This window comes from Streptomyces sp. NPDC107528 (assembly GCF_055639295.1).
In genome coordinates, this window is sequence record NZ_JBVKAV010000006.1 from 128,112 (window position 1) to 147,282 (window position 19,171).

18 protein-coding genes are annotated in these 19,171 nt (G+C 71.8%); 6 read left to right on the forward strand and 12 right to left on the reverse strand.

Features of this window, described 5'->3' with window-relative positions; translation table 11 throughout:
• Positions 1-61: 61 nt before the first annotated feature.
• Positions 62-1,099, reverse strand: coding sequence for a class II fructose-bisphosphatase (gene glpX, locus ACZ7L5_RS20410; RefSeq protein ID WP_328879563.1), 1,038 nt, complete (start codon positions 1,097-1,099; stop codon positions 62-64).
• A gap of 127 nt (positions 1,100-1,226) precedes the next feature.
• Between glpX and ACZ7L5_RS20415 the strand changes: the two genes are divergently transcribed.
• A complete protein-coding gene (locus ACZ7L5_RS20415; RefSeq protein WP_328879562.1) occupies positions 1,227-1,748 on the forward strand; it encodes a DUF4245 domain-containing protein in 522 nt (173 codons plus the stop codon).
• A 95-nt stretch (positions 1,749-1,843) separates the two neighbouring features.
• On the opposite strand, the gene ACZ7L5_RS20420 is transcribed toward ACZ7L5_RS20415, so the two are convergent.
• The 3 genes from ACZ7L5_RS20420 to xseA form a co-directional block, all read right to left on the reverse strand.
• Positions 1,844-2,434 (reverse strand): malonic semialdehyde reductase, encoded by a 591-nt coding sequence (locus ACZ7L5_RS20420; RefSeq protein ID WP_328879561.1) that lies wholly within the window; start codon positions 2,432-2,434, stop codon positions 1,844-1,846.
• Positions 2,435-2,589: 155 nt separating this feature from the next.
• Positions 2,590-2,838: an exodeoxyribonuclease VII small subunit gene (locus ACZ7L5_RS20425; RefSeq protein WP_471518220.1), complete on the reverse strand. Its 249-nt coding sequence runs from the start codon at positions 2,836-2,838 to the stop codon at positions 2,590-2,592.
• Between the two features lie 9 nt (positions 2,839-2,847).
• Positions 2,848-4,092 carry an exodeoxyribonuclease VII large subunit gene (gene xseA, locus ACZ7L5_RS20430; protein WP_471518221.1) on the reverse strand — a complete coding sequence of 415 codons (1,245 nt, stop codon included), beginning with the start codon at positions 4,090-4,092 and terminating at the stop codon, positions 2,848-2,850.
• Positions 4,093-4,163: 71 nt separating this feature from the next.
• Between xseA and ACZ7L5_RS20435 the strand changes: the two genes are divergently transcribed.
• Both ACZ7L5_RS20435 and ACZ7L5_RS20440 read left to right on the forward strand, forming a co-directional pair.
• Positions 4,164-4,370 carry a hypothetical protein gene (locus tag ACZ7L5_RS20435; RefSeq protein ID WP_471518222.1) on the forward strand — a complete coding sequence of 69 codons (207 nt, stop codon included), beginning with the start codon at positions 4,164-4,166 and terminating at the stop codon, positions 4,368-4,370.
• 102 nt (positions 4,371-4,472) lie between these two features.
• A complete protein-coding gene (locus tag ACZ7L5_RS20440) occupies positions 4,473-4,793 on the forward strand; it encodes a hypothetical protein (protein ID WP_471518223.1) in 321 nt (106 codons plus the stop codon).
• Here the strand turns inward: ACZ7L5_RS20440 and ACZ7L5_RS20445 are convergent.
• Positions 4,765-6,159: an APC family permease gene (locus ACZ7L5_RS20445; protein ID WP_471518224.1), complete on the reverse strand. Its 1,395-nt coding sequence runs from the start codon at positions 6,157-6,159 to the stop codon at positions 4,765-4,767. The two genes, ACZ7L5_RS20440 and ACZ7L5_RS20445, sit on opposite strands and share 29 nt — an antisense overlap.
• Before the next feature lie 117 nt (positions 6,160-6,276).
• On the opposite strand from ACZ7L5_RS20445, the gene ACZ7L5_RS20450 reads away from it, so the two are divergent.
• Together ACZ7L5_RS20450 and ppgK are read left to right on the forward strand one after the other, a co-directional pair.
• Positions 6,277-7,302 carry a 4-hydroxy-3-methylbut-2-enyl diphosphate reductase gene (locus ACZ7L5_RS20450; protein WP_471518225.1) on the forward strand — a complete coding sequence of 342 codons (1,026 nt, stop codon included), beginning with the start codon at positions 6,277-6,279 and terminating at the stop codon, positions 7,300-7,302.
• A gap of 29 nt (positions 7,303-7,331) precedes the next feature.
• Complete coding sequence (gene ppgK / locus ACZ7L5_RS20455; RefSeq protein ID WP_328879555.1) at positions 7,332-8,081, forward strand: polyphosphate--glucose phosphotransferase; 750 nt, start codon at positions 7,332-7,334, stop codon at positions 8,079-8,081.
• A 15-nt stretch (positions 8,082-8,096) separates the two neighbouring features.
• Here ppgK and ACZ7L5_RS20460 read toward each other — a convergent pair whose 3' ends face one another.
• A complete protein-coding gene (locus ACZ7L5_RS20460) occupies positions 8,097-8,435 on the reverse strand; it encodes a DUF6542 domain-containing protein (RefSeq protein ID WP_471518226.1) in 339 nt (112 codons plus the stop codon).
• A 1,626-nt stretch (positions 8,436-10,061) separates the two neighbouring features.
• Between ACZ7L5_RS20460 and ychF the strand changes: the two genes are divergently transcribed.
• Positions 10,062-11,150, forward strand: a complete 1,089-nt coding sequence (ychF, locus tag ACZ7L5_RS20465; RefSeq protein ID WP_362380749.1) for a redox-regulated ATPase YchF — start codon at positions 10,062-10,064, stop codon at positions 11,148-11,150.
• Between the two features lie 126 nt (positions 11,151-11,276).
• Here the strand turns inward: ychF and ACZ7L5_RS20470 are convergent, their stop codons facing one another.
• The 6 genes from ACZ7L5_RS20470 to ACZ7L5_RS20495 all read right to left on the reverse strand — a co-directional run bounded on the left by ACZ7L5_RS20470 (position 11,277) and on the right by ACZ7L5_RS20495 (position 19,163).
• Positions 11,277-11,636 carry a CU044_2847 family protein gene (locus ACZ7L5_RS20470; protein ID WP_471518227.1) on the reverse strand — a complete coding sequence of 120 codons (360 nt, stop codon included), beginning with the start codon at positions 11,634-11,636 and terminating at the stop codon, positions 11,277-11,279.
• Positions 11,637-11,670: 34 nt separating this feature from the next.
• Positions 11,671-12,870, reverse strand: a complete 1,200-nt coding sequence (locus ACZ7L5_RS20475) for an ABC transporter substrate-binding protein (protein ID WP_471518228.1) — start codon at positions 12,868-12,870, stop codon at positions 11,671-11,673.
• A 20-nt stretch (positions 12,871-12,890) separates the two neighbouring features.
• Entirely contained in the window at positions 12,891-13,754 is an 864-nt protein-coding gene (locus ACZ7L5_RS20480) for a hypothetical protein (RefSeq protein ID WP_471518229.1), read from the reverse strand.
• A 32-nt stretch (positions 13,755-13,786) separates the two neighbouring features.
• Positions 13,787-15,262 (reverse strand): vWA domain-containing protein, encoded by a 1,476-nt coding sequence (locus ACZ7L5_RS20485; protein WP_471518230.1) that lies wholly within the window; start codon positions 15,260-15,262, stop codon positions 13,787-13,789.
• Between the two features lie 66 nt (positions 15,263-15,328).
• The gene (locus ACZ7L5_RS20490) at positions 15,329-17,446 is read right to left on the reverse strand and encodes a tetratricopeptide repeat protein (RefSeq protein WP_471518231.1); all 2,118 of its coding nucleotides are present in this window, start codon (positions 17,444-17,446) and stop codon (positions 15,329-15,331) included.
• 10 nt (positions 17,447-17,456) lie between these two features.
• Positions 17,457-19,163 (reverse strand): S1 family peptidase, encoded by a 1,707-nt coding sequence (locus tag ACZ7L5_RS20495; protein WP_471518232.1) that lies wholly within the window; start codon positions 19,161-19,163, stop codon positions 17,457-17,459.
• Between the last annotated feature and the right edge of the window lie 8 nt (positions 19,164-19,171).

A 19,171-nucleotide genomic window follows, 5' to 3' on the forward strand; every position in this document is an offset into this window, starting at 1 on the left:
GAAACAGGGCGCCCCCTCCGCACCGGGGGCGCCCTGTTCGGCTGTGCGTTGTAGTTACGCCCTACTTCGCGCGGTCGAAATCAATCGCGCTGTACGCCCGCAGCTTGCTCAGCCGGTGCTCGGAATCGATCCGCCGAACCGTCCCCGACTTGGACCGCATCACGATCGAGTCGGTCGTCGCGTTCTCCGACCGGTACCGCACACCGCGCAGCAGCTCACCGTCGGTGATCCCGGTGGCGACGAAGAACACGTTGTCCCCGGCGACCAGGTCATCGGTCATCAGCACCCGGTCCAGGTCGTGCCCGGCGTCGATCGCCCGCTGCCGCTCCTCGTCGTCCTTCGGCCACAGCTTGCCCTGGATCGTGCCGCCCAGGCACTTCACCGCGCAGGCCGAGATGATCCCCTCCGGCGTGCCGCCGATGCCGAGCAGCATGTCGACGCCGGTGCCCTCGCGCAGCGCGTAGATCGACCCCGCGACATCGCCGTCGGAGATCAGCTTGATGCGCGCACCGGCATCCCGGATCTCCTTGATGATGCCCTCGTGCCGGGGCCGGTCGAGGATGACGACGGTGACGTCCTCGGGCGTGGACCGCTTGGCCTTCGCGACCCGGCGGATGTTCACGGACACGGGCGCGTCTATGTCGACGAAGTCGGCGGCCTCGGGGCCGGTGACCAGCTTGTCCATGTAGAAGACGGCGGACGGGTCGAACATGGACCCCCGGTCCGCCGCGGCGAGCACGGAGATCGCGTTGGGCATGCCCTTCGCGGTCAGCGTGGTCCCGTCGATCGGGTCGACGGCGATGTCGACCTCGGCCCCGGTTCCGTCGCCGACCCGCTCCCCGTTGAAGAGCATCGGTGCCTCGTCCTTCTCACCCTCGCCGATGACGACGACGCCGTTCATCGACACGGTGTGGACGAGGGTCCGCATGGCGCGCACCGCGGCGCCGTCGGCGCCGTTCTTGTCGCCCCGCCCGACCCAACGGCCCGCGGCCATCGCCGCTGCCTCGGTCACACGGACCAGTTCCAGGGCGAGGTTGCGATCGGGGGCTTCGCTGGGTACTTCGAGCTCGGACGGCAGATGATGATGATTCTCGGTCATCGAGGCGCACCTTTCTGATACGACGACGGCCGGATGAGGGTGACCGCCCTGACTCTATCCTCGGGCGCACAGAATGAGCAGGGGGCCCCACGGATGAGCAGCCGGGGCACCTGCGACGATAGGGGGCGTGGCAGGTTCGAACGGCAAGCAGAAGTCGGTCCGCAACATGGTCCTCTCGCTCGGAGTGACCGTGCTCGCGGCGGGAGTCATCTATCTCTTCGTCCCCCATGATGACGGCGAACCCGACCTCCCGCGGGTCGACTACCGCGTGGAGCTGCTCACCGCCCGTCGCGCGGCGTCGTACCCGGTGGTCGCACCCCAGGGTCTGCCCGACACCTGGAAGGCGACGTCCGTCCGCTTCAAGGGCGACGACTTCGACGCCTGGCATCTCGGCTTCCACACCTCGGCCGGGGCGTACGTGCAGGTCGAGCAGTCGACCGAGAAGCCGGCGACGTTCCTGGAGGAGGCCACCCAGGGCGGGCAGGCGACCAAGGACACCGAGCAGATCGGCGACCGGACGTGGACGCGCTACACGGGCGGCCGCTATGACGCACTGGTCCACCAGGACAAGGGCGCGACGACCGTGGTGGCCGGCACGGGCTCGTTCGAGCAGCTGACGCAGATGGCGAAGGCCCTGAAGGCGGAGTGAGCACCTGAACGTGACGAAGGCCCCCGGCGGCAGCGCCGGGGGCCTTCGTCGTGTGCGCTTGATGTGCGCTTGGTCCAAGCAGTGACAGGCCGGACTCAGACCGTCGTGATGACCTCGTCGTACGCCAGACGCGGGGAGCGCGGGTACCAGGCGTCGGGGCCGGGCCTGCCGATGTTCACGACCATCAGCGGGGTGTGGTCGTCGTCCAGGAACTCCTTGCGGACGCCCTCGAAGTCGAAGCCGGTCATCGGGCCGGCGGCCAGCCCGGCGGCGCGGACGCCGACGATGAAGTACGCGGCCTGCAGGGCGGCGTTCAGCCCGGCGGCGTTCTCGCGCGCCGGACGCTCGCTGAAGAAGACGTCCTTGGCCTGCGGGAAGGCCGGGAACAGGGCCGGCAGCTCCTCGTGGAACTCGTTGTCCGCGGACAGGATCGCGACCAGCGGGGCGGCGGCCGTCTTGGCCTGGTTGCCCTCGGCCATGTGCTGCACCAGGCGCTCACGGGCCTCGGCGGAGCGGACCAGGGTGATGCGCAGCGGGGTCTGGTTGAAGGCGGTGGGGCCGTACTTGACCAGGTCGTAGATGGCCTGGACCTGCTCCTCGGTCACCGGCTCGTCGGTGAAGGTGTTCGCGGTGCGGGCCTCGCGGAACAGCAGGTCCTGGGCGGCGGGGTCAAGAACGAGAGACATGCGTGAACCTTCTCGGGTAGGGCGTGCGTCGAGCGTCATGCGTCGTGCGGGTAAACGGACCGGGGACCGTTTGATGCTTCGACGGTACGCGAGATAAGTTCAAGCTTCAACAAAAAGCGGGGCGTGGTGATCCGCTTCACAGCCCCGCTCATGCGTTACCGGTCGTCCGAGCCGTCCGCGCCGCTTTTCTGCTCGGCCTCGGCCTCCTCGGCGAGAGCCGCGTCCAGCCGCGCCCGCGCCCCGTCCAGCCAGCGCCGGCACACCTTGGCCAGCTCCTCGCCCCGCTCCCAGAGCGCGAGGGACTCCTCCAGCGTCGTACCGCCCGCCTCCAGCCGCCGTACGACCTCGATCAGCTCGTCCCGGGCCTGCTCGTACCCGAGTGCCTCTTCCACCTTGCTGGTCATTCGCCCACCCTATGCATCGGTCCGTGCGTCGCTTCGCGCGTCGCTTCCTGCGTCGACTCGTACGGAGAACTCGCCCTCGGCGACCCGCGCCCGCAGCGCCTCGTCGGCCGTCACCTCGGCCGGGTCCCGGACCACATGCCCGTCGGCCCTCTGCAGCACCGCATAGCCGCGCTGCAGGGTCGCCGCGGGGGAGAGGGCCACCACGCGCGCGTGCGTGTGCGTCAGCTCGGAGGCTGCGCGGTCGAGGAGGTGGCCGAGACAGCGGCGGCCGCGGTCGAGGAGCGAGGCGACGTGATCGGCGCGCTCGTCGATCATCCGGTGCGGATCCTCTATCGAGGGCCGCGCGAGGGCATGGGCGAGCCCGCGTTCCTCGCGCTCCACGAGCGCCTCGACACAACGCCGGGCCCGGTCGCGCAGCATCCGCACCCGCTCGTACTCCTCACCCACGTCCGGTACGACCTTCTTGGCCGCGTCGGTGGGGGTGGAGGCACGCAGGTCGGCGACGTAGTCGAGGAGGGGGTTGTCGGGCTCGTGCCCGATGGCGGACACGACCGGGGTCCGGCACGCGGCGACCGCCCGCACCAGCTGCTCGTCGGAGAAGGGCAGCAGATCCTCGACGCTGCCACCGCCCCGGGCGACGACGATCACATCCACGCCGTCGATCGCGTCGAGCTCCTTGACCGCCTGCACGACCTGCGGCACGGCATGCACGCCCTGCACCGGGACATTGCGCACCTCGAAGCGGACCGCGGGCCAGCGGTGGCGGGCGTTCTCCAGGACGTCCCGCTCGGCCGCGGAGGCCCGGCCGCAGACCAGGCCGATCAGCTGGGGGAGGAAAGGCAGCGGCTTCTTGCGCTCCGGCGCGAAGAGTCCCTCGGCGGCGAGGGACTTCTTCAGCATCTCCAGCCGGGCGAGGAGTTCGCCGACGCCGACGGGCCTTATCTCCGAGGCACGCAGGGAGAGCTGGCCGCGGGGCGCGTACCACTCCGGCTTGGCGAGGACGACGACGCGGGCGCCCTCGCTCACCACGTCGGCGACGTTGTCGAACACTTGCCGATACGCCGTCACGCTCACGGAGATGTCGTACGACGGGTCCCGCAACGTCAGGAACACGACGCCGGCGCCGGGGCGCCGCGACAGCTGGGTGATCTGGCCCTCGACCCAGATCGCCCCGAGCCGGTCGATCCAGCCCCCGATGAGCCGGGACACCTCGCCGACGGGCAGGGGGGACTCGGCGGATGTGTTCGCAGCCATGCGGCGAGCGTATCGGCCGGTACCGACAAAACGGTTTCCCCGGCCGACAACAGCCGTGCCATGGTGCGCCCATGTCCGACGACGTTGGCTTTCCCGTGCTGCGCACCGGCGACCCGGCATGTGCGCTGCGCCTGGCCCGACGTCTGGTGGCCGTGGGTGACACGCGGCACGCGGAGGTGCTGGCCGACATCGATCTGCCCGACGTCGAGGACGTGCTGCGCGCCCGGTCCCTGTGGCCCCAGGCGTGGTTCACCTGGGAGGGCGGGCCCATCGTGTGAGAGCGGGGCGATCTCGTCGACCCGACCGGACTGATCGGCGGTGTCCGAGGCGCCGACCTGCCCTCCGACCACGGGAGTCTGTCGGAGCATCTTCCGCTGCGGATGGAACTTTGGGAGCAACCCCTCGGCAGTGTCGAGGACGACTTCGTCGCCCTGGCCGCACCGCACGTGGCCCAGCTCCACTGGTGGAACTTGGGCTGGCCCGAGGTGCCCGAACTCCGGCTGCACCCGGAACGCAAGCACGCCGAGGTCACCGTGCTGTTCAACACCCCGACGCCCGCACTGGAGGAGCGCGTCGGGGTCCACACCGTCCTCGTCCATGTGCGGGACACGAGCAACGAGGCGTCCATGCTCCGCCGCGCTTCCTGGGTGGCCGAGCAGGCGGGGGTGACGGTCATCGGCGGTCCGGTGCGGGCCCGGTGAACCGCGACCGCGCCACGAGTACGGCCACCCCGGTAAGGAACCACACCGCCCCCACCACCTGCGCGACCCCCGAGGCCTCCACGATCACCGCGATCGTGATCGCCGCCCCCAGCACCGGCACCAGCGCGTGCCGCCACCAGCTCACCGACCCCCCGCTCTCACCCCGACCCCCACGCCGCACCACGAACCACCCCACCACGCTCGCGTGCAGCAACGTGAACGCCGTCAGCGCCCCGACGTTGACCACCGACGCCAAGTGATCCAGCCCGTCATCCCGCCGAGCCGCCCACACGGCAGCGACCAGTGTGACGACGCCCGCGCACAGCAGGGCGACCCGCGGGACGCCGGAGTCGGTCCTGGCCAGCACCCGCGGCAGCCCCCGCGCCCGCCCCATCGCGAACAGCAGCCGCCCCGCCGCGGCCTGCCCCGCCAGAGCGGCGAACGCCGCGCCGATCGCCTTGCTCACGGCCACCAGATCGTGCAGCCACGACCCCACCGACGCGTCCACGGCGTCGTAGAACGCAGCCCCCTGCCGCCCCGGCTCGGCTGCCAGCTGCGCGGACGACACCGGCTCCAGCAGCGCCACCAGATAGGTCTGCGCGATGAACAGCACCCCGGCCAGCGCAAGGCAGAAGAGCACCGCCCGAGCCACCTTCTCCGACCCCCCGGTCACCTCCTCCGCGAAGGAGACGATCGCGTCGAAGCCCAGATACGACAGCACCGCGATCGACACCGCGCCGATCACCGCCGCCACCTCGAACGAACCCTGCGTACCGTCCCCCGACAGCGGCGACAGCCACCCACGCTCGGCCCCGTCCCGCGCGAGCACGACGACCGCCGCCACCACGAAGACCAGCAGGACCACGATCTCCATCGCGAGCACCAGGAAACCCACCCGAGCCGCCACCCGCACGCCCCACAGGTTCAACAGCGTCGTGATCACCACCGCCAGCGCGGTCCACACCCATCGCGAGACCTCCGGAACCAGCGCGTTCATCGCGATACCGGAGAAGAGATAGGCGACGGCGGGAATCAGGAGGTAGTCCAGCATCGCCATCCAGCCCGCGATGAATCCGGCCCGCTCACCGAGCCCCGCACGCGCGTACGCGAACACCGACCCCGCCTGGGGGACCACCCGCACCATCTGCGCGTAGCTGAATGCGGTGAACGCCATGGCGGCCGTCGCGACGAGGTACACCAGCGCGACCGCCCCGTGCGATCGCGCGTCCAGCGTGCCGAACACGCCGACGGGCGCCATGGGCGCGATGAACAGCAGCCCGTAGACGACCAGGTCACGGAAGCCGAGGCTCCGGCGTAGCTCGTGTCCTTCGTCGGACGTACGTTCCGCTGTGCCGGTCCCGGACATCACGCCTCCGCCAGTGCCTCGTCCGTCGCTCCGTTTCCCACCCCTCACAGCCCACGGTCAGTGTCCCCACCAACCTGTCACCCATGCGATCTTCGACCCGCCGGACGCACCCTTACGATGGGACGCATGACTGCTTCGCCTGGCCGCCGTGTCCTGCTCGCCGCCCCCCGTGGCTACTGCGCGGGTGTGGACCGCGCCGTGATCGCCGTCGAGAAAGCCCTGGAGCAGTACGGCGCTCCGGTGTACGTCCGGCACGAGATCGTCCACAACAAGTACGTCGTGCAGACCCTGGAGAAGAAGGGCGCCATCTTCGTCGAGCGGACCGAGGAGGTGCCGCCGGGGAACATCGTGATGTTCTCCGCGCACGGCGTCGCCCCCGTCGTCCACGAAGAGGCCAAGCGCGGCCAACTCGCCACCATCGACGCCACCTGCCCCCTGGTCACCAAGGTCCACAAGGAAGCCGTCCGCTTCGCGAACGAGGACTACGACATCCTCCTGATCGGACACGAGGGCCACGAAGAGGTCATCGGTACGTCCGGTGAGGCCCCCGACCACATCCAGCTCGTCGACGGCCCGGCCGATGTCGCCAAGGTCGAGGTCCGCGATCCGTCGAAGATCGTGTGGCTGTCCCAGACCACCCTCTCCGTCGACGAGACCATGGAGACCGTCGACGCGCTGAAGGAGAAGTTCCCGCAGCTCATCTCCCCGCCCAGCGACGACATCTGCTACGCCACGCAGAACCGTCAGCTCGCGGTGAAGCAGATGGGCGCCGAGGCCGAGCTGGTCATCGTGGTCGGCTCCCGCAACTCCTCCAACTCCAAGCGGCTGGTCGAGGTCGCCAAGCTGGCCGGCTCCCGCGAGGCCTACCTCGTGGACTTCGCCAGCGAGATCGAAGAGGCCTGGCTGGAGGGTGTCACCACGGTGGGTGTCACCTCCGGCGCGTCCGTCCCCGAGGTGCTGGTCGAGGAGGTCCTGGAGTGGCTGGCCCAGCGTGGCTACGGCGACGTCGAGCTGGTCAAGGCGGCCGAGGAGTCCATCACCTTCTCGCTGCCGAAGGAACTCCGCCGCGACCTGCGCGAGGAGGCGGCGACGCTGATCGCCGAGCGCACGGGGTCCGCCGGTTCAGGCGACTCCGGGGAGTGACTGTCAGTCCTTCGTCGTAACGTAGGGCCATGCAGATCTTCGGCTTGGACATCGGCGGATCCGGGATCAAGGGTGCCCCGGTGGACCTGGACAAGGGCGACCTGGCGGAGGAGCGCTTCAAGGTGCTCACTCCGCACCCGGCCACGCCGGACGGGGTGGCGGACGGCGTGAAACAGGTCGTCGAGCACTACGGCTGGACGGGGCCGGTCGGGCTCACCTTCCCCGGAGTGGTCACCGGCGGCTCCACGATCCGCACGGCGGCGAACGTCGACAAGAGCTGGATCGACACCGACGCGCGCGCATTGTTCAGCGAGCGCCTCGGCGGCCACCCGGTGACGGTGGTCAACGACGCGGACGCGGCCGGCGTCGCCGAGATGCGTTTCGGCGCGGGCCGCGACCGCCGCGGCACCGTGATCCTCCTCACCTTCGGCACGGGCATCGGCAGCGCGCTGTTCACCGACGGCGCCCTGGTGCCCAACACCGAGCTGGGCCACCTCGAACTCCACGGCCACGACGCGGAGAAGCGCGCCTCCAGCAAGGCCAAGGAGGACGAGGACCTGTCCTGGGAGCACTGGGCCCACCGCGTCCAGAAGTACCTCGCCCATGTCGAGATGCTGTTCTCCCCTGAGCTGTTCATCATCGGCGGCGGGGTGAGCAGGAAGGCCCACAAGTTCCTGCCCCACATCGAGGGCATCAAGGCGGACATCGTCCCGGCGCAGTTGCAGAACAACGCGGGGATCGTGGGCGCGGCGATGCACGCGGCGGAGCAGGACCGCTAGCCGACCGGCAGGCGCTCATGTCTGGTGGTGCCGGGCCGCCGCCCTGCGCGCCACCAGGCGCACTCTCCGTACGAGCACGATGAGACCGGCGATCAGCGTCCCCCCGTACAGCCACCCGGCCTGCGTGGCGAGGCCGGTGAAGAGGCCCATCAGGTGCCCGCTGATCCCGTCACCGTGGTCGGACATCGGAAGCAGCCCCACGGCGAACGCGATCGGCAGGACCACCGGCGCGGTCATCAGGTCGCCCCTGCGCACCCAGACGGCCGTCAGCACACACACCGGCACGAACAGCACGCCGTACAGCGCGAGCGACGACGCGAACAGCAGCGAGTCGAGGTAGCCGAGCACGACCATCACGGCACCGCAGAACAGACCGCTGCCCAGGCCGGTGAGCCGGGGGTTGGGAAACCGGCGCAGAGCCTGCGGCGCCGGTGGTGGCCCGGGGTGCCGTACGGCCGCTGCCGCCGGGCCCGAACTCGGGCGGCGCTGGGCGACGGGCCGGGTGGCGCGCGGGGGTGCGGCGGGTTGCGCGGCCCGCGCGGGCCGGCCGACCCGGGCTGCCGCGGCGGACCGTGGGGCCGCCTCCGGGTTCCCTGCGGCGCCCGGGGCATCTACGGCCCCCGCGGACCGGGGGGACCCTGCGGACTCTGCGGCCCCCGCTGACCGTGCGGGCCGGGCAGACCCTGCGGCCTCTGCGGACCGCGCAGATCCTGCGGACCGGGCAGGCCAGGCGGGCCGTGTGGGCCGGGCCGACCGAGCCGTACCGCTCACACCTCGCGAGAATCCGCCCTCGCCCCGCGTCATACCACCCTCACCCCGCACCACTCGGTCTTCACCCCGCGCCAGTCCACTTGCGCTGTCTTCACTTCGCCGCCGCCCCGCACCATTCCGTCCGCGCCCCGAGCCGGTCCGCTCGTGCGGCGCCTCTCGCTGTCCGTGCCCCGCGTCAGTCCGCCCGCGCCCGTCTTCACCGCGTTGCGGCCCCGCGCCTTTTCGTCCGCGCCCCGCACTGCGCCGTTCGCGCCGCGCTCCAAGCTGTCCTCTCCCCGCACTGCTCCGCTCACACCTCGCGCCAGTCCGTCCGCGCCGCGCACCGCGCAGTTCACGCCCCGCACTGGTCCGCACGCCCCCCGAGCCGGTCCGGTCGTGCCGGGCACCAGCCGGACCTCTTCCCTCGCTCGTCGGGCTGCGCGCCGCATTGGGCCCGCCCGAGGCCCGCGTTGGCTCGCCCCTTCCCCGCACATTCCGCTCGTGCCCCGCATCCGTCCGCCGGCGCCGGTTTTCCCTGCGTCGCCGCCCCGCGCTGCCGCGTCGCCGCCGCGAGTCGGTCCGTTCACGCCCCGCTCTGCACTGTCGGCGCCCAGATCCATTTCGCTCGCGCCCTGGGAGGGTCCGTTCGTGCCGCGCTCTGCGCTGTCCGCGCGTCGACCCAGTTCGCTCGCGCCCCGAGCCGGCCCGGCGAAGCCCCGCACAGCACCGCCCTCACCTGGCGTCGGCCCGTCCCGTCCCCGGACCACACCGCCCTCGCCCCGCACCACACCGCTCTCACCCTGTGCCGATTGACCCTGCCCCCGTGCCGACCCGCCCCCGCCTCGCCCCAGCCCGGCCCCTCCCCGCGCCATCCCGGCGCGGGCCCTCGTGACGCGTCCCCCGCCCCGTCCCGCCGTCCCTCCACCCCGCGCCGCCCGCTGCGGCAGCGGTGGTGGCGTGCCGCGTGGCGGTCCGTGCCCGGCAGGTCGCGCCCTGTATTGCTCCACTGGTCCAACCTAGGTCGGGTTATGTGGCGAATCGGGGATCGGACACGCCCGGGGGCGGACCTTGGCCAGGTGTTCGACAGGGCGCAAGGGCCCGGGCCGGTACGCCGTAGACTGGTGGATCGGCCCGTGCATCTGCATCGAAGATCGATCTGCATCGAAGATCGAAGAAGGACCGGGCCCCAGCCAAGCCCCTGAAGTCCTCTCACGTACGGGAAGTCGCAACGTGTCGCTCACGATCGGAATCGTCGGTCTGCCGAATGTCGGCAAGTCGACCCTGTTCAACGCCCTGACCAAGAACGACGTGCTGGCGGCCAACTACCCGTTCGCCACGATCGAGCCGAACGTCGGCGTGGTCGGCGTCCCGGACCCGCGCCTCACCAAGCTGGCCGAGATCTTCTCCTCCCAGCGCGTCCTGCCGGCCACCGTCGACTTCGTCGACATCGCGGGCATCGTGCGGGGCGCCTCCGAGGGTGAGGGCCTCGGCAACAAGTTCCTCGCGAACATCCGTGAGTCCGACGCGATCTGCCAGGTCATCCGGGCCTTCAAGGACGAGAACGTCGTACACGTCGACGGCAAGGTCTCGCCCAAGGACGACATCGAGACGATCAACACCGAGCTGATCCTCGCCGACCTCCAGACCATCGAGAAGGTCCTGCCCCGGCTCCAGAAGGAGTCGCGGATCAAGAAGGACATCGCGCCGAAGGTGAAGGCCGTCGAGGAGGCCCAGGAGATCCTGGAGAAGGGCGACACGCTCTTCGCGCACGGCATCGTCCAGGGCACCGAGCGCAACGAGCTCCTGCACGACCTGCACCTGCTGACCACGAAGCCCTTCCTGTACGTCTTCAACGTCGACGAGGACGAACTGACCGACGAGGACTTCAAGAACGAGCAGCGCGCCCTCGTCGCCCCCGCCGAGGCGATCTTCCTCAACGCCAAGCTGGAGGCGGACCTCGCCGAGCTCGACGAGGACGAGGCCCTGGAACTCCTCCAGTCCGTCGGCCAGGAGGAGCCCGGCCTCGCCACCCTCGCCCACGTCGGCTTCAACACCCTCGGCCTGCAGACCTACCTGACGGCCGGCCCCAAGGAATCCCGCGCCTGGACGATCAAGAAGGGCGCCACCGCCCCCGAGGCCGCCGGCGTCATCCACACCGACTTCCAGAAGGGCTTCATCAAGGCCGAGGTCATCTCCTTCGCCGACCTGGTGGAAACCGGCTCGGTCGCCGAGGCCCGCGCCAAGGGCAAGGCGCGCATGGAGGGCAAGGACTATGTGATGCAGGACGGGGACGTCGTGGAGTTCCGCTTCAACGTGTGAGCGCAGCCGGCGAAGCACCCCCAAGTCGCCGCCCTGACAAATCTCCGGTTCAGATGGGGCCCGGCTCTTCGGAGTCGGGCCCCTGGCCTTTGTCCTGCCAGGCCGCACGGCTGAAGTGAATCAACCTCAGGGGGTACCGGAGGAGTCCGGCGCCGCGCCCGTGCCGTTTCCGTCTCTGCTGCCGTTCCAGCGGAGCGTGACGTCGAGGTGGGCGCCGGCCGTGGCGCTCGACAGGACCGCGCCCAGCTTGGCGTCCAGGACGACGCCGAAGGTGACCTCCACCTCGTCGGGTCGCTCGGCGAGGGACCGGAAGCCGCCGATCACCTCGGACGCGGCGGCGGTGACCGGTGCCAGGGCCTCCCGCAGGGAAGTCGCCGCGCTCTCCAGACGGGTCCCGAGGCCCACCGCGCCGGTGCCCGCGCGAGCGGGCGGGGCGACAAGGACGACGGTGCCGTCGGAGAGGGTGAACTGGACTGCGTCCGGCATGGGGGCTCCTGAGGGAGGGGGGAGTTGGGGCGCGTCAGGCGTGGTTCGGGGTGCCGCAGAGGGGAGTGGGCGGCGGGGAGTCCCGCATCGCCCGCTGGACCTTGTTGAGCGCCTCCAGCAGTGCGGGCAGTTCCTTGCCGTTCGCGTACTCCAGGACCGCTCGGTAGAAGGCGGCGGACACATCGGGATCCATCGCGTCGGCGGCGCTGAAGCAGAGCGTGTATCCGGAGCGGAGCATCCCGGCGATCCGCTCCTGGGTGTCGTTGCCGTACGCCGTCACCTTCCTGTTGGCGGAGAGCGCGAACCCGGGTGCGTCCACCCAGGCGTGCTGGGCCTGTTCGCTCGCCAGGTAGGAGATGAGCTTGTCGGCGCTGTCGTTGTTCCCGGTGAACTTGCCGACGAAGTCCGCCGAGACCTCCAGCACGCGATCCGGGGACGGCGTCACGTATGTGTACCTGCCGGGCTCCACGCGGTCCGGCTCGAAGCCCATCGCGGACAGTGCGCCGTGGCCCAGGGAGCAGGAGCTGTCGGTCATGCCGTCGGTGGCCTCGCTGAACCGGCGGGTGGCCGCGCCGGCGGGGGCAGTCTCGATCAGATCCCCCCACGCCCGCCACGCCTCCTCGACCGGCGTCGAGTCCCACTTCAGATCGCCCGACACCCAGGACTCGTACGTGTCCGCGCCGGCCTCGGAGAGCAGCAGGTCCGCGATCCAGTCGGCGCCCGGCCAGCCGGACGTCGGGCCCGACTCCAGCCCCAGGCACCAGCTCTCGGGCCGGGCGCGCAGGGCGGTCCAGGTGCGGGGAGGAGGTGGGGCGACCGTCGTCGCGTCGTACCAGACGAGGCTCTTGACGTCGGCCTTGACGGGGACCGCGTAGACGTCGCCGTCCTCCATGGCCAGCTCGCGGAACGGCTCGGCGTACGCGGCCGTGTCGACGGCGAGCGGCCGCAGGGCTCTGTCCTTGCGGTACTCGGAGATCGCGCCCACGCTCGGCAGCACCGCCAGGTCGGGCGCCGCCTCCGCGGCCACCGCGGCGTCGAGTTGCTGGGTGAGGGCGCGGGTGACCTGTGGCTCGACGTCGATGCCGGGGTTGCGGTCCTCGAACGCCTCGATGACCGAGTAGAACGCCTTGAACTCGGTGCCGGACCAGGGAACCATGATCGTCACCCGCTCCTTCTCGGGCCCGCCGCAGCCGACCGCGGCCAGAAGCAGACCGAGGGCTAGGGCGCAGCGCACGAGTGATGCCGTCGGCCGCCTCATGGGTGCGGGAACCGGTACTCGTCGATACGGGGGCGGTAGGCCAGGTATCCGAGCCCGGCGGCGGCGAGGAGCAGGGGCAGCGCGATCGCCATGACCCATCCCTTGCCGGGGAGCAGCGGATCGCTGCACGCGGCGACGGCGACGCACGCGGTCGCCAGCAGGGCCAGGCCGAGCGCCGGGCTGGGGTACTGCCGGAAGTGCCGGGCGACGACATGGCCGGTCGCACAGGCCAGCAGCAGCATGACGGCCACGGGCGTGAGGAACAGGGGCCACAGCAGGTAGGGGTTCAGCCAGAGCGACCGGAGCTGCTCGTCCAGGGCCAGGGTCTCGATCTCCCGGAGATCCTCGAGCGATTCGATGAGCCCGCCGGTGAACCGGACGTCACGGCCCGCGTCGTCCCGCTCGGGTCCGTCCTCCACGGCCGCGATGGCCGCCGACGCACCCTGCGGGCCGTTGGCCAGCTGTAGGCACGTCGTCAACTGGCCCTGGACGAACTGGATGTGGTGCAGGCCCTGCTCCCCGGCCGCGTTGCCCTTGGTCGCCGACGTGAGGAGTGTGCTCACGCTGGTGGTGGCATTCGCGAAGCCGGTGCCGGCGCCGATCAGGTCGACCTCGCCGGTGGCCGCCTCCGCCTTCGTGAGCTCGTCCTTCGCCTGTACGGCCGCCTCGCGCGCCGCCGTGAGGTTGTCGATGGCCTGGCGTGTGCGGTCGGCGGCGGCCATCTGCTCCCCGGCCCGGTTGGCCACCAGCAGATACAGCAGCGCGGTCAGCGCCACCATGCTCAGCACGCCCACCCGGAGCCGGCGCAGCGCGACGACGGGATGGGCCCGCCGCCCCGAACGATTCCGTCCCCGAGGCATGCGCGCCAAGGGGCCACGCCCCCGCACCGCCTTCACGACGCGTCCACCGGCTCCCCGCCCACCGCGCCGTCCCCGAAGCGATGCCCGCACTCCTCGCAGAACTTGGCCGAGGCCGAGGCCGACGTCGACGCCGTACCGCACCGCGGGCACACATGCGGTGACAACGGGACGTCGAGCAGCGGCAGTTCGACCGGGTCCACCCGGGGCGCCACCGTCTTCGTCGAGTCGACCCCGATCCGCTGGATCTCCGCCCGGGAGACATCGCGCCGCACCCGCAGCCGCCCGTCGGGGCCGGTGGTCGCCAGCGCCCGCAGCAGCCGTAGCCGCGCGGTGTCCCGAAGGTCCTGCGCGAGGCCGGTCGCCAGGCGCAGTTCGTGGTCGGCGCGTTCGAGGTCGCCGCGCAGGTGGGCGTCGGCGCAGGCGCGCATCGCCATGCCGAGTTCGCGTTCGTTCTCGACCCGGGTGAGCTGGGCCGACCTGGGGATCCCGAAACCGGGGGTCGAACGGCGGCGTACGACCATGGCCGCCGTGTCGGAGCACGGCCCGCGCGTGCCGTCGGGCCGCTCGGCGTGCAGGGTGATGCGCGCGGCGCGCAGGTCCTCGTCGACGGTGAGGGCGTCGGGGTCGAAGCGGAGAGAGACGTGGTACTGGCGTGATTCCGGAGGCCAGGAGCCCAGCGGGACGTGGGTCTCGCCGTCCTGCGACTGGCGGGCCGTCAGTTCGGCCTCGACAGGGCGGGTCTGGCGTACGAAGGCGAGCTGGAACCGGTCGTTGAGACGCAGGCCCAGGTAGACGCGGGGCACGACGATGCGTTGCGCCTGGCGCACGAGCCGGGTGAAGTCCTCGGTGAGGTCCGAGACGCTGACGACGGCCGCGGCGGTGCCGTGCAGGGCCTCGGTGACGCGCAGCAGCTCGGCGTAGTGCCAGTCGCCGCCCACGCCCCGGGCGTCGCACACGAACTGGTCGGTGCAGGCGGTGAGTACGTCCCCCAGCTGCTCCGGTGTCTCGTGCTCGTCCTTGCCGTCCGTGTAGAGCACGGCGTGGCGCACGGTGCCGGGGGCGGCCACCGACGTGAACAGGTGCTGGGCGCACTTCAGCCACTGCCCGATCGCCGTACCGCCCTCGGCGAACTGGCCGACGACCCGCAGCTTGGCGTCCTCCCGCGTCACGGCGTCGACGCGGGCCAGGCCGCCGGTGGCCGGGAAGATCACCTCGGCCTTGTGGTGGCCCGCGACGATCCCCAGGTAGGTGCCGTCCCGCAGGGTGTCGATGGCGGCGCACATCGCGCGCTTCGCCTCGTCCAGCTTGCGGCCGGACATGGACAACGACCGGTCCATGATGAGGATTTCGGCACCCGGCCGGTCCAGGACCGCGTTCGCCTGTCCGTCCGCGCCGGCGCGTGCCGTGACGGTGACGAGGGCGTCCGCGCGCTGCTCGTCGTGGGCCAGATCCGAGGGTGCGTCCACTTCCAGGGCGAAGCTGAGCCCCAAGGGCGATCTGTCCCCCACCGGCACCACCCGATCGCGTCGCTGCGTGTCCCTTACGGAGCGTGTAACCGTCCCTTACCCGGCGTATCAGGAGCTTAGCGTTCTGGGTGTTCCTCCGAAACGGGAATGACCGCTTCTGCCACGTCGTCCGGCCCTTCGCCACCGCAGCGGGGGACGCAGCCGGTTCGCCAGGTCCACCAGTGCGACGTACTCGCGCTCGGTGGGCGCGTGCGGGCCGAGTTCGCGGATCGCGTCGGACAGTTGCTCGCGGTCACGATGGTGCAGGAAGTGCGCGTACCGGATCTCCGCGCGCAGTCCCGCGGCCGCCGCCGCGTCCACGTCGAGGCCGTCGAGGCCCGCCCCGGCCCGTTCCAGGTCGTCCCCGGTCGGCTCCCGGTGGGCGGGCTCGTCGAGGATCACGACACTCAGGCGTACGGCCGCCACGCGCGCCTCGCGTTCGTAGCGGAACTCCTGCGCCAGCCGTACGGCCGTGCCCACCGCCTCGGTCCGCTCGCCGGACAGCAGATGGACGCGGGCCAGGCCGAAGCCGGCCGCGCCGAGTGCGGGGGTGGTGTCGAAGACCGCGCTGTAGTGCGACCTGGCGGCGGCGAGGTCGCCCCGCAGCTCGGCGCACAGGCCGAGGGCGAGCTGCGGTATCAACTCGCCGGGAACCGCCTCCCGTACGGTGCCGAACGCCCGGGCGGCCGACTGTGCGTCCTCGCGGGCCAGCCCGATCAGGCCGGAGTACCAGGCGTGCAGCCAGTGCCAGTCGGGCAGGCCCGCCGCCGCGAGCGTGCGCTCCGCCAGCTCCGGGTCCTTTCTGCGCAGGGCGAGCCGGCTCTCCGCCAGGGCACGTCCTGCCGAGCCCGCCATGTCCGGGGCGTCCGGGTCGGACAGCGGGGCCGGGAGCGCGGCCGCGATGTCGCCGGGCTCGGGGGAGGCGAACGGCGCGTGCATCGTCAGCGTCGCGTCCTCGCCGGGCCGCGCCTCGACCCAGTGGGCCAGCGGCCGGGCCGCCCCGAGGCCACCGTGCAGGGGCTCGGGCATCGAGCCGAACAGGGCCGACGGGCGGGCCACTTGACGATGGGCCGGCGCCGCCGCGACGACCTGCCGGATGACGCCGCTGAGCTGTTCCGCGAACTGCCGCGCCGACACGAACCGCCGCCAGGGCTGCTCGGTGTCGGTGGCGCGGTCCAGCAGCAGCCGGAGCGAGTCGACGCCGGGCACCGAGCGGTCGGTCCAGCGGGAGTGGCACATCTCGCGCAGGGTCATGCCGAGGGAGTACAGATCGAAGCCCGGCGTCGGCCGCCGATGCTCCGGATCGCCCTCAGGTGGTGCGTACGGCGGCGTGTACGCCACCACCGGCCCAGTGTCCTTCTGACTGCGCACCGCGCCGAAGTCGATGAGCCGCACCCGGTCCAGCGTGCCCGCGGGGCTCTGCTCCCGGAACCGGATGATGTTCAGCGGTTTGACGTCGCAGTGCAGCAGGCCCCGGGCATGGAGATAGTCGAGCGCCTGGAGGATGCGGATCCCGTGTGAGAGGAGGGTCTCAAGACGGTCGCCGTCACCCGCCGAGAGCGGTACGCCCGGGACGTACTCCAGGACGAGGTGCGGGCCCTCGTGCTCGTAGCCCAGGATGCGGACGATGCTGTCGTGCCGGAGCCCGACCAGGACGTCCCGTTCGTGCAGGGCGGTCCTGGCGACCGACTTGTTCAGGGCCTTGAGGACGACGTGGGTGGCGAGGTTGCGGTCATGGACGAGGTAGGCCGCGCCGTACGCGCCCGAGCCGAGGACGCGTTCGACGTCGTAGCGGCCGGCGATGGTGAGGCCGCTGGGCTGGGCGAAGTCGAAGTGGGTGCCGCAGCGGGGGCAGAAGCCCTTCGTCCGGCCCGGTTCGCCGGCAGCACCCCGGCCGACCGGCTCCCGGCAGGAAGGGTTCGCGCAGAAACGATGCTCCTCGGCGACGGGCTCCGCCGACCGCAGCGGTACGTCCGGGACCTCGGGACCCCGGTCGGAGCCGACCAGGCCGAGCCCGTACCAGGGGTCCGGACGCACCTGCGCCACGCCGACGCCCGCTCCCCGCACCGGCTCGGGGACACGGGCCGCCGGAGCGGCCGGGTCCCGCGGCAGCGGGCGCCGGTCGCACGCGTCGCAGAAGCCCTGCTCGTCGATCTCGCCACGCCCGCAGTCGGGGCGATTGCACATCGGCACGGCGTCACCCTTCCTCGATACGGCGGTTGACCTCGTCCACGTACCGGCCGACCGACCGGCGGGTGGCCGCGAGGTCGATCGGCACGGTCTGCAGCGCGCGGGCGGCCGGGGCGTGCAGTTCGGCGAGCCGGCGGTCCTCGTCGCCGAAGTACCGCGCCGCTCGGAGCCGGTGCAGTTCCAGGGTCGAGGAGAGGTCCTGGTGGGCCCCGGCCAGCCGGCGCACCTCGCGGTCGTACCGGGCCACGGCGGCCCGCGCGGCGACGGCCCGGTCGTGGACGGCGGTGAGTTCGGGGCCGGGCTCCGTCCCCCGGGCGACGGCCAGCCGGACCCGCAGCCGGGGCGCGGCGCGGGGCGGCAGCCGGGGCGGGGCGAAGAACCGCACGCCCCACTCCTGTTCCAGCGCGGCCGCGGCGTCCTCCTCGGCGGCGAGCAGGCCGACGACCCGCTGGGCGTTCGCGGCGGTCACGGCACCGAGGGCGGGTCCGCGCATCGGTTCCGGGTCAAGGGACACGTCGTGGGCGAGGCCCTCCGGCGGCGTGCCCTCGAACCCGAGGACGAGACGGATGCCCCGCGACCGGGCACGTCCGGCCAACTGCCCCAGCAGATCCCGTACCAGCGCATCCGGGTCCTGCGCCCGGTCCACGCCGCCCACCACCAGACAGGCGGGCGGCCGGCGGCGCAGCAGCTGCCGCGTGACCGCGCGGGCGTCCCCGCCGGGGAGCCCGAACCGGCGCGTGAGGTAGCCGCACACATCGGCGACCGACCTTCCGCGGGCGTCGTAGGCCGCGTCGATGACGCCCAGCCCGAGAACCGTGTCGCCGGGCGCGCCCGTGAGTTCGTCGTCGGAGACGGTCGCCCGGGCCGCCGGGTCGGCCGTGCGCACGAGACGCACCAGCCAGGAGTCGCCGACCGCGGTCGTGCCGCCGGTGCCGACGGTGACGGTGCCCGACCAGCCGCTGTCGAGCAGCCGGGTGAGCTCCTGCGTCAGGGCGAGTCGCAGCGGGTCGCCCAGCACGTCGTCCGTCAACTCACCGCGAGTGCGGCCGAGTTCGTCGGCGGGGTCACCGTCGAAGAACCCGAGCTCGCCGATGCGGGGCAGATACGACAGCACCGTCTCGGTGGGCAGCATCCAGGCCGCCTTCGCGTCTGCGTCGACGTAGTCGGCCACCACGATGCCGATGACGCGCCCGTCGAACTCCCCGCCCAGCGCCATCACTCCCGCGCCCGAATACCCCGGCTCGATCCACGGATCGCCCTCGCGCATCCGCTTCAGCAGCCCCCACTCGCCCTGCCGGCCACCGGACCCCGCGAGCCGCGCGTCCGTCCCCATGCCGATCGGGTCGGCATGGGGAAAGCCGTACACGCGCACCGAGCCGCCGGAAATGGGGGCCTTCCACAGGGTGGTGCGGGTGCCGCACCCGGCCGGTTCGTCGAGTTCGAGCAGGGCCACGTCGCCGCGCTGCGTGTCGTTCCTGTGCACCCAGGTGCCCGGCGCGACATGTGCGACGCGGCTCCACTCCGGGCGGCACGCGACGCTGCTGATCCGCACGTGAGCCGTGGTGCCCCCGGGACCCGCTCCGGCGTCCCGGACGACATGCGCGCAGGTCAGCACATGCCGGTCGTCCAGCAGTACTCCGGCTCCGCACGGCGTGCCGTCCTCGTCGTCCACCCTCACGCGCCATGGACCGTCACTGTGGTGATGCAGCGCCATATGCTCAC

What these genes read in the sequence shown, in the direction of transcription:
- glpX (WP_328879563.1), bottom strand. Translation starts at nt 1,099, where the DNA reads ATGACCGAGAATCATCATCATCTGCCGTCCGAGCTCGAAGTACCCAGC.
- ACZ7L5_RS20420 (WP_328879561.1), bottom strand. Translation starts at nt 2,434, where the DNA reads ATGTCTCTCGTTCTTGACCCCGCCGCCCAGGACCTGCTGTTCCGCGAG.
- ACZ7L5_RS20425 (WP_471518220.1), bottom strand. Translation starts at nt 2,838, where the DNA reads ATGACCAGCAAGGTGGAAGAGGCACTCGGGTACGAGCAGGCCCGGGAC.
- xseA (WP_471518221.1), bottom strand. Translation starts at nt 4,092, where the DNA reads ATGGCTGCGAACACATCCGCCGAGTCCCCCCTGCCCGTCGGCGAGGTG.
- ACZ7L5_RS20435 (WP_471518222.1), top strand. Translation starts at nt 4,164, where the DNA reads ATGTCCGACGACGTTGGCTTTCCCGTGCTGCGCACCGGCGACCCGGCA.
- ACZ7L5_RS20440 (WP_471518223.1), top strand. Translation starts at nt 4,473, where the DNA reads ATGGAACTTTGGGAGCAACCCCTCGGCAGTGTCGAGGACGACTTCGTC.
- ACZ7L5_RS20445 (WP_471518224.1), bottom strand. Translation starts at nt 6,159, where the DNA reads ATGTCCGGGACCGGCACAGCGGAACGTACGTCCGACGAAGGACACGAG.
- ACZ7L5_RS20450 (WP_471518225.1), top strand. Translation starts at nt 6,277, where the DNA reads ATGGGACGCATGACTGCTTCGCCTGGCCGCCGTGTCCTGCTCGCCGCC.
- ppgK (WP_328879555.1), top strand. Translation starts at nt 7,332, where the DNA reads ATGCAGATCTTCGGCTTGGACATCGGCGGATCCGGGATCAAGGGTGCC.
- ACZ7L5_RS20460 (WP_471518226.1), bottom strand. Translation starts at nt 8,435, where the DNA reads ATGGTCGTGCTCGGCTACCTCGACTCGCTGCTGTTCGCGTCGTCGCTC.
- ACZ7L5_RS20470 (WP_471518227.1), bottom strand. Translation starts at nt 11,636, where the DNA reads ATGCCGGACGCAGTCCAGTTCACCCTCTCCGACGGCACCGTCGTCCTT.
- ACZ7L5_RS20480 (WP_471518229.1), bottom strand. Translation starts at nt 13,754, where the DNA reads ATGCCTCGGGGACGGAATCGTTCGGGGCGGCGGGCCCATCCCGTCGTC.
- ACZ7L5_RS20490 (WP_471518231.1), bottom strand. Translation starts at nt 17,446, where the DNA reads ATGTGCAATCGCCCCGACTGCGGGCGTGGCGAGATCGACGAGCAGGGC.
- ACZ7L5_RS20495 (WP_471518232.1), bottom strand. Translation starts at nt 19,163, where the DNA reads ATGGCGCTGCATCACCACAGTGACGGTCCATGGCGCGTGAGGGTGGAC.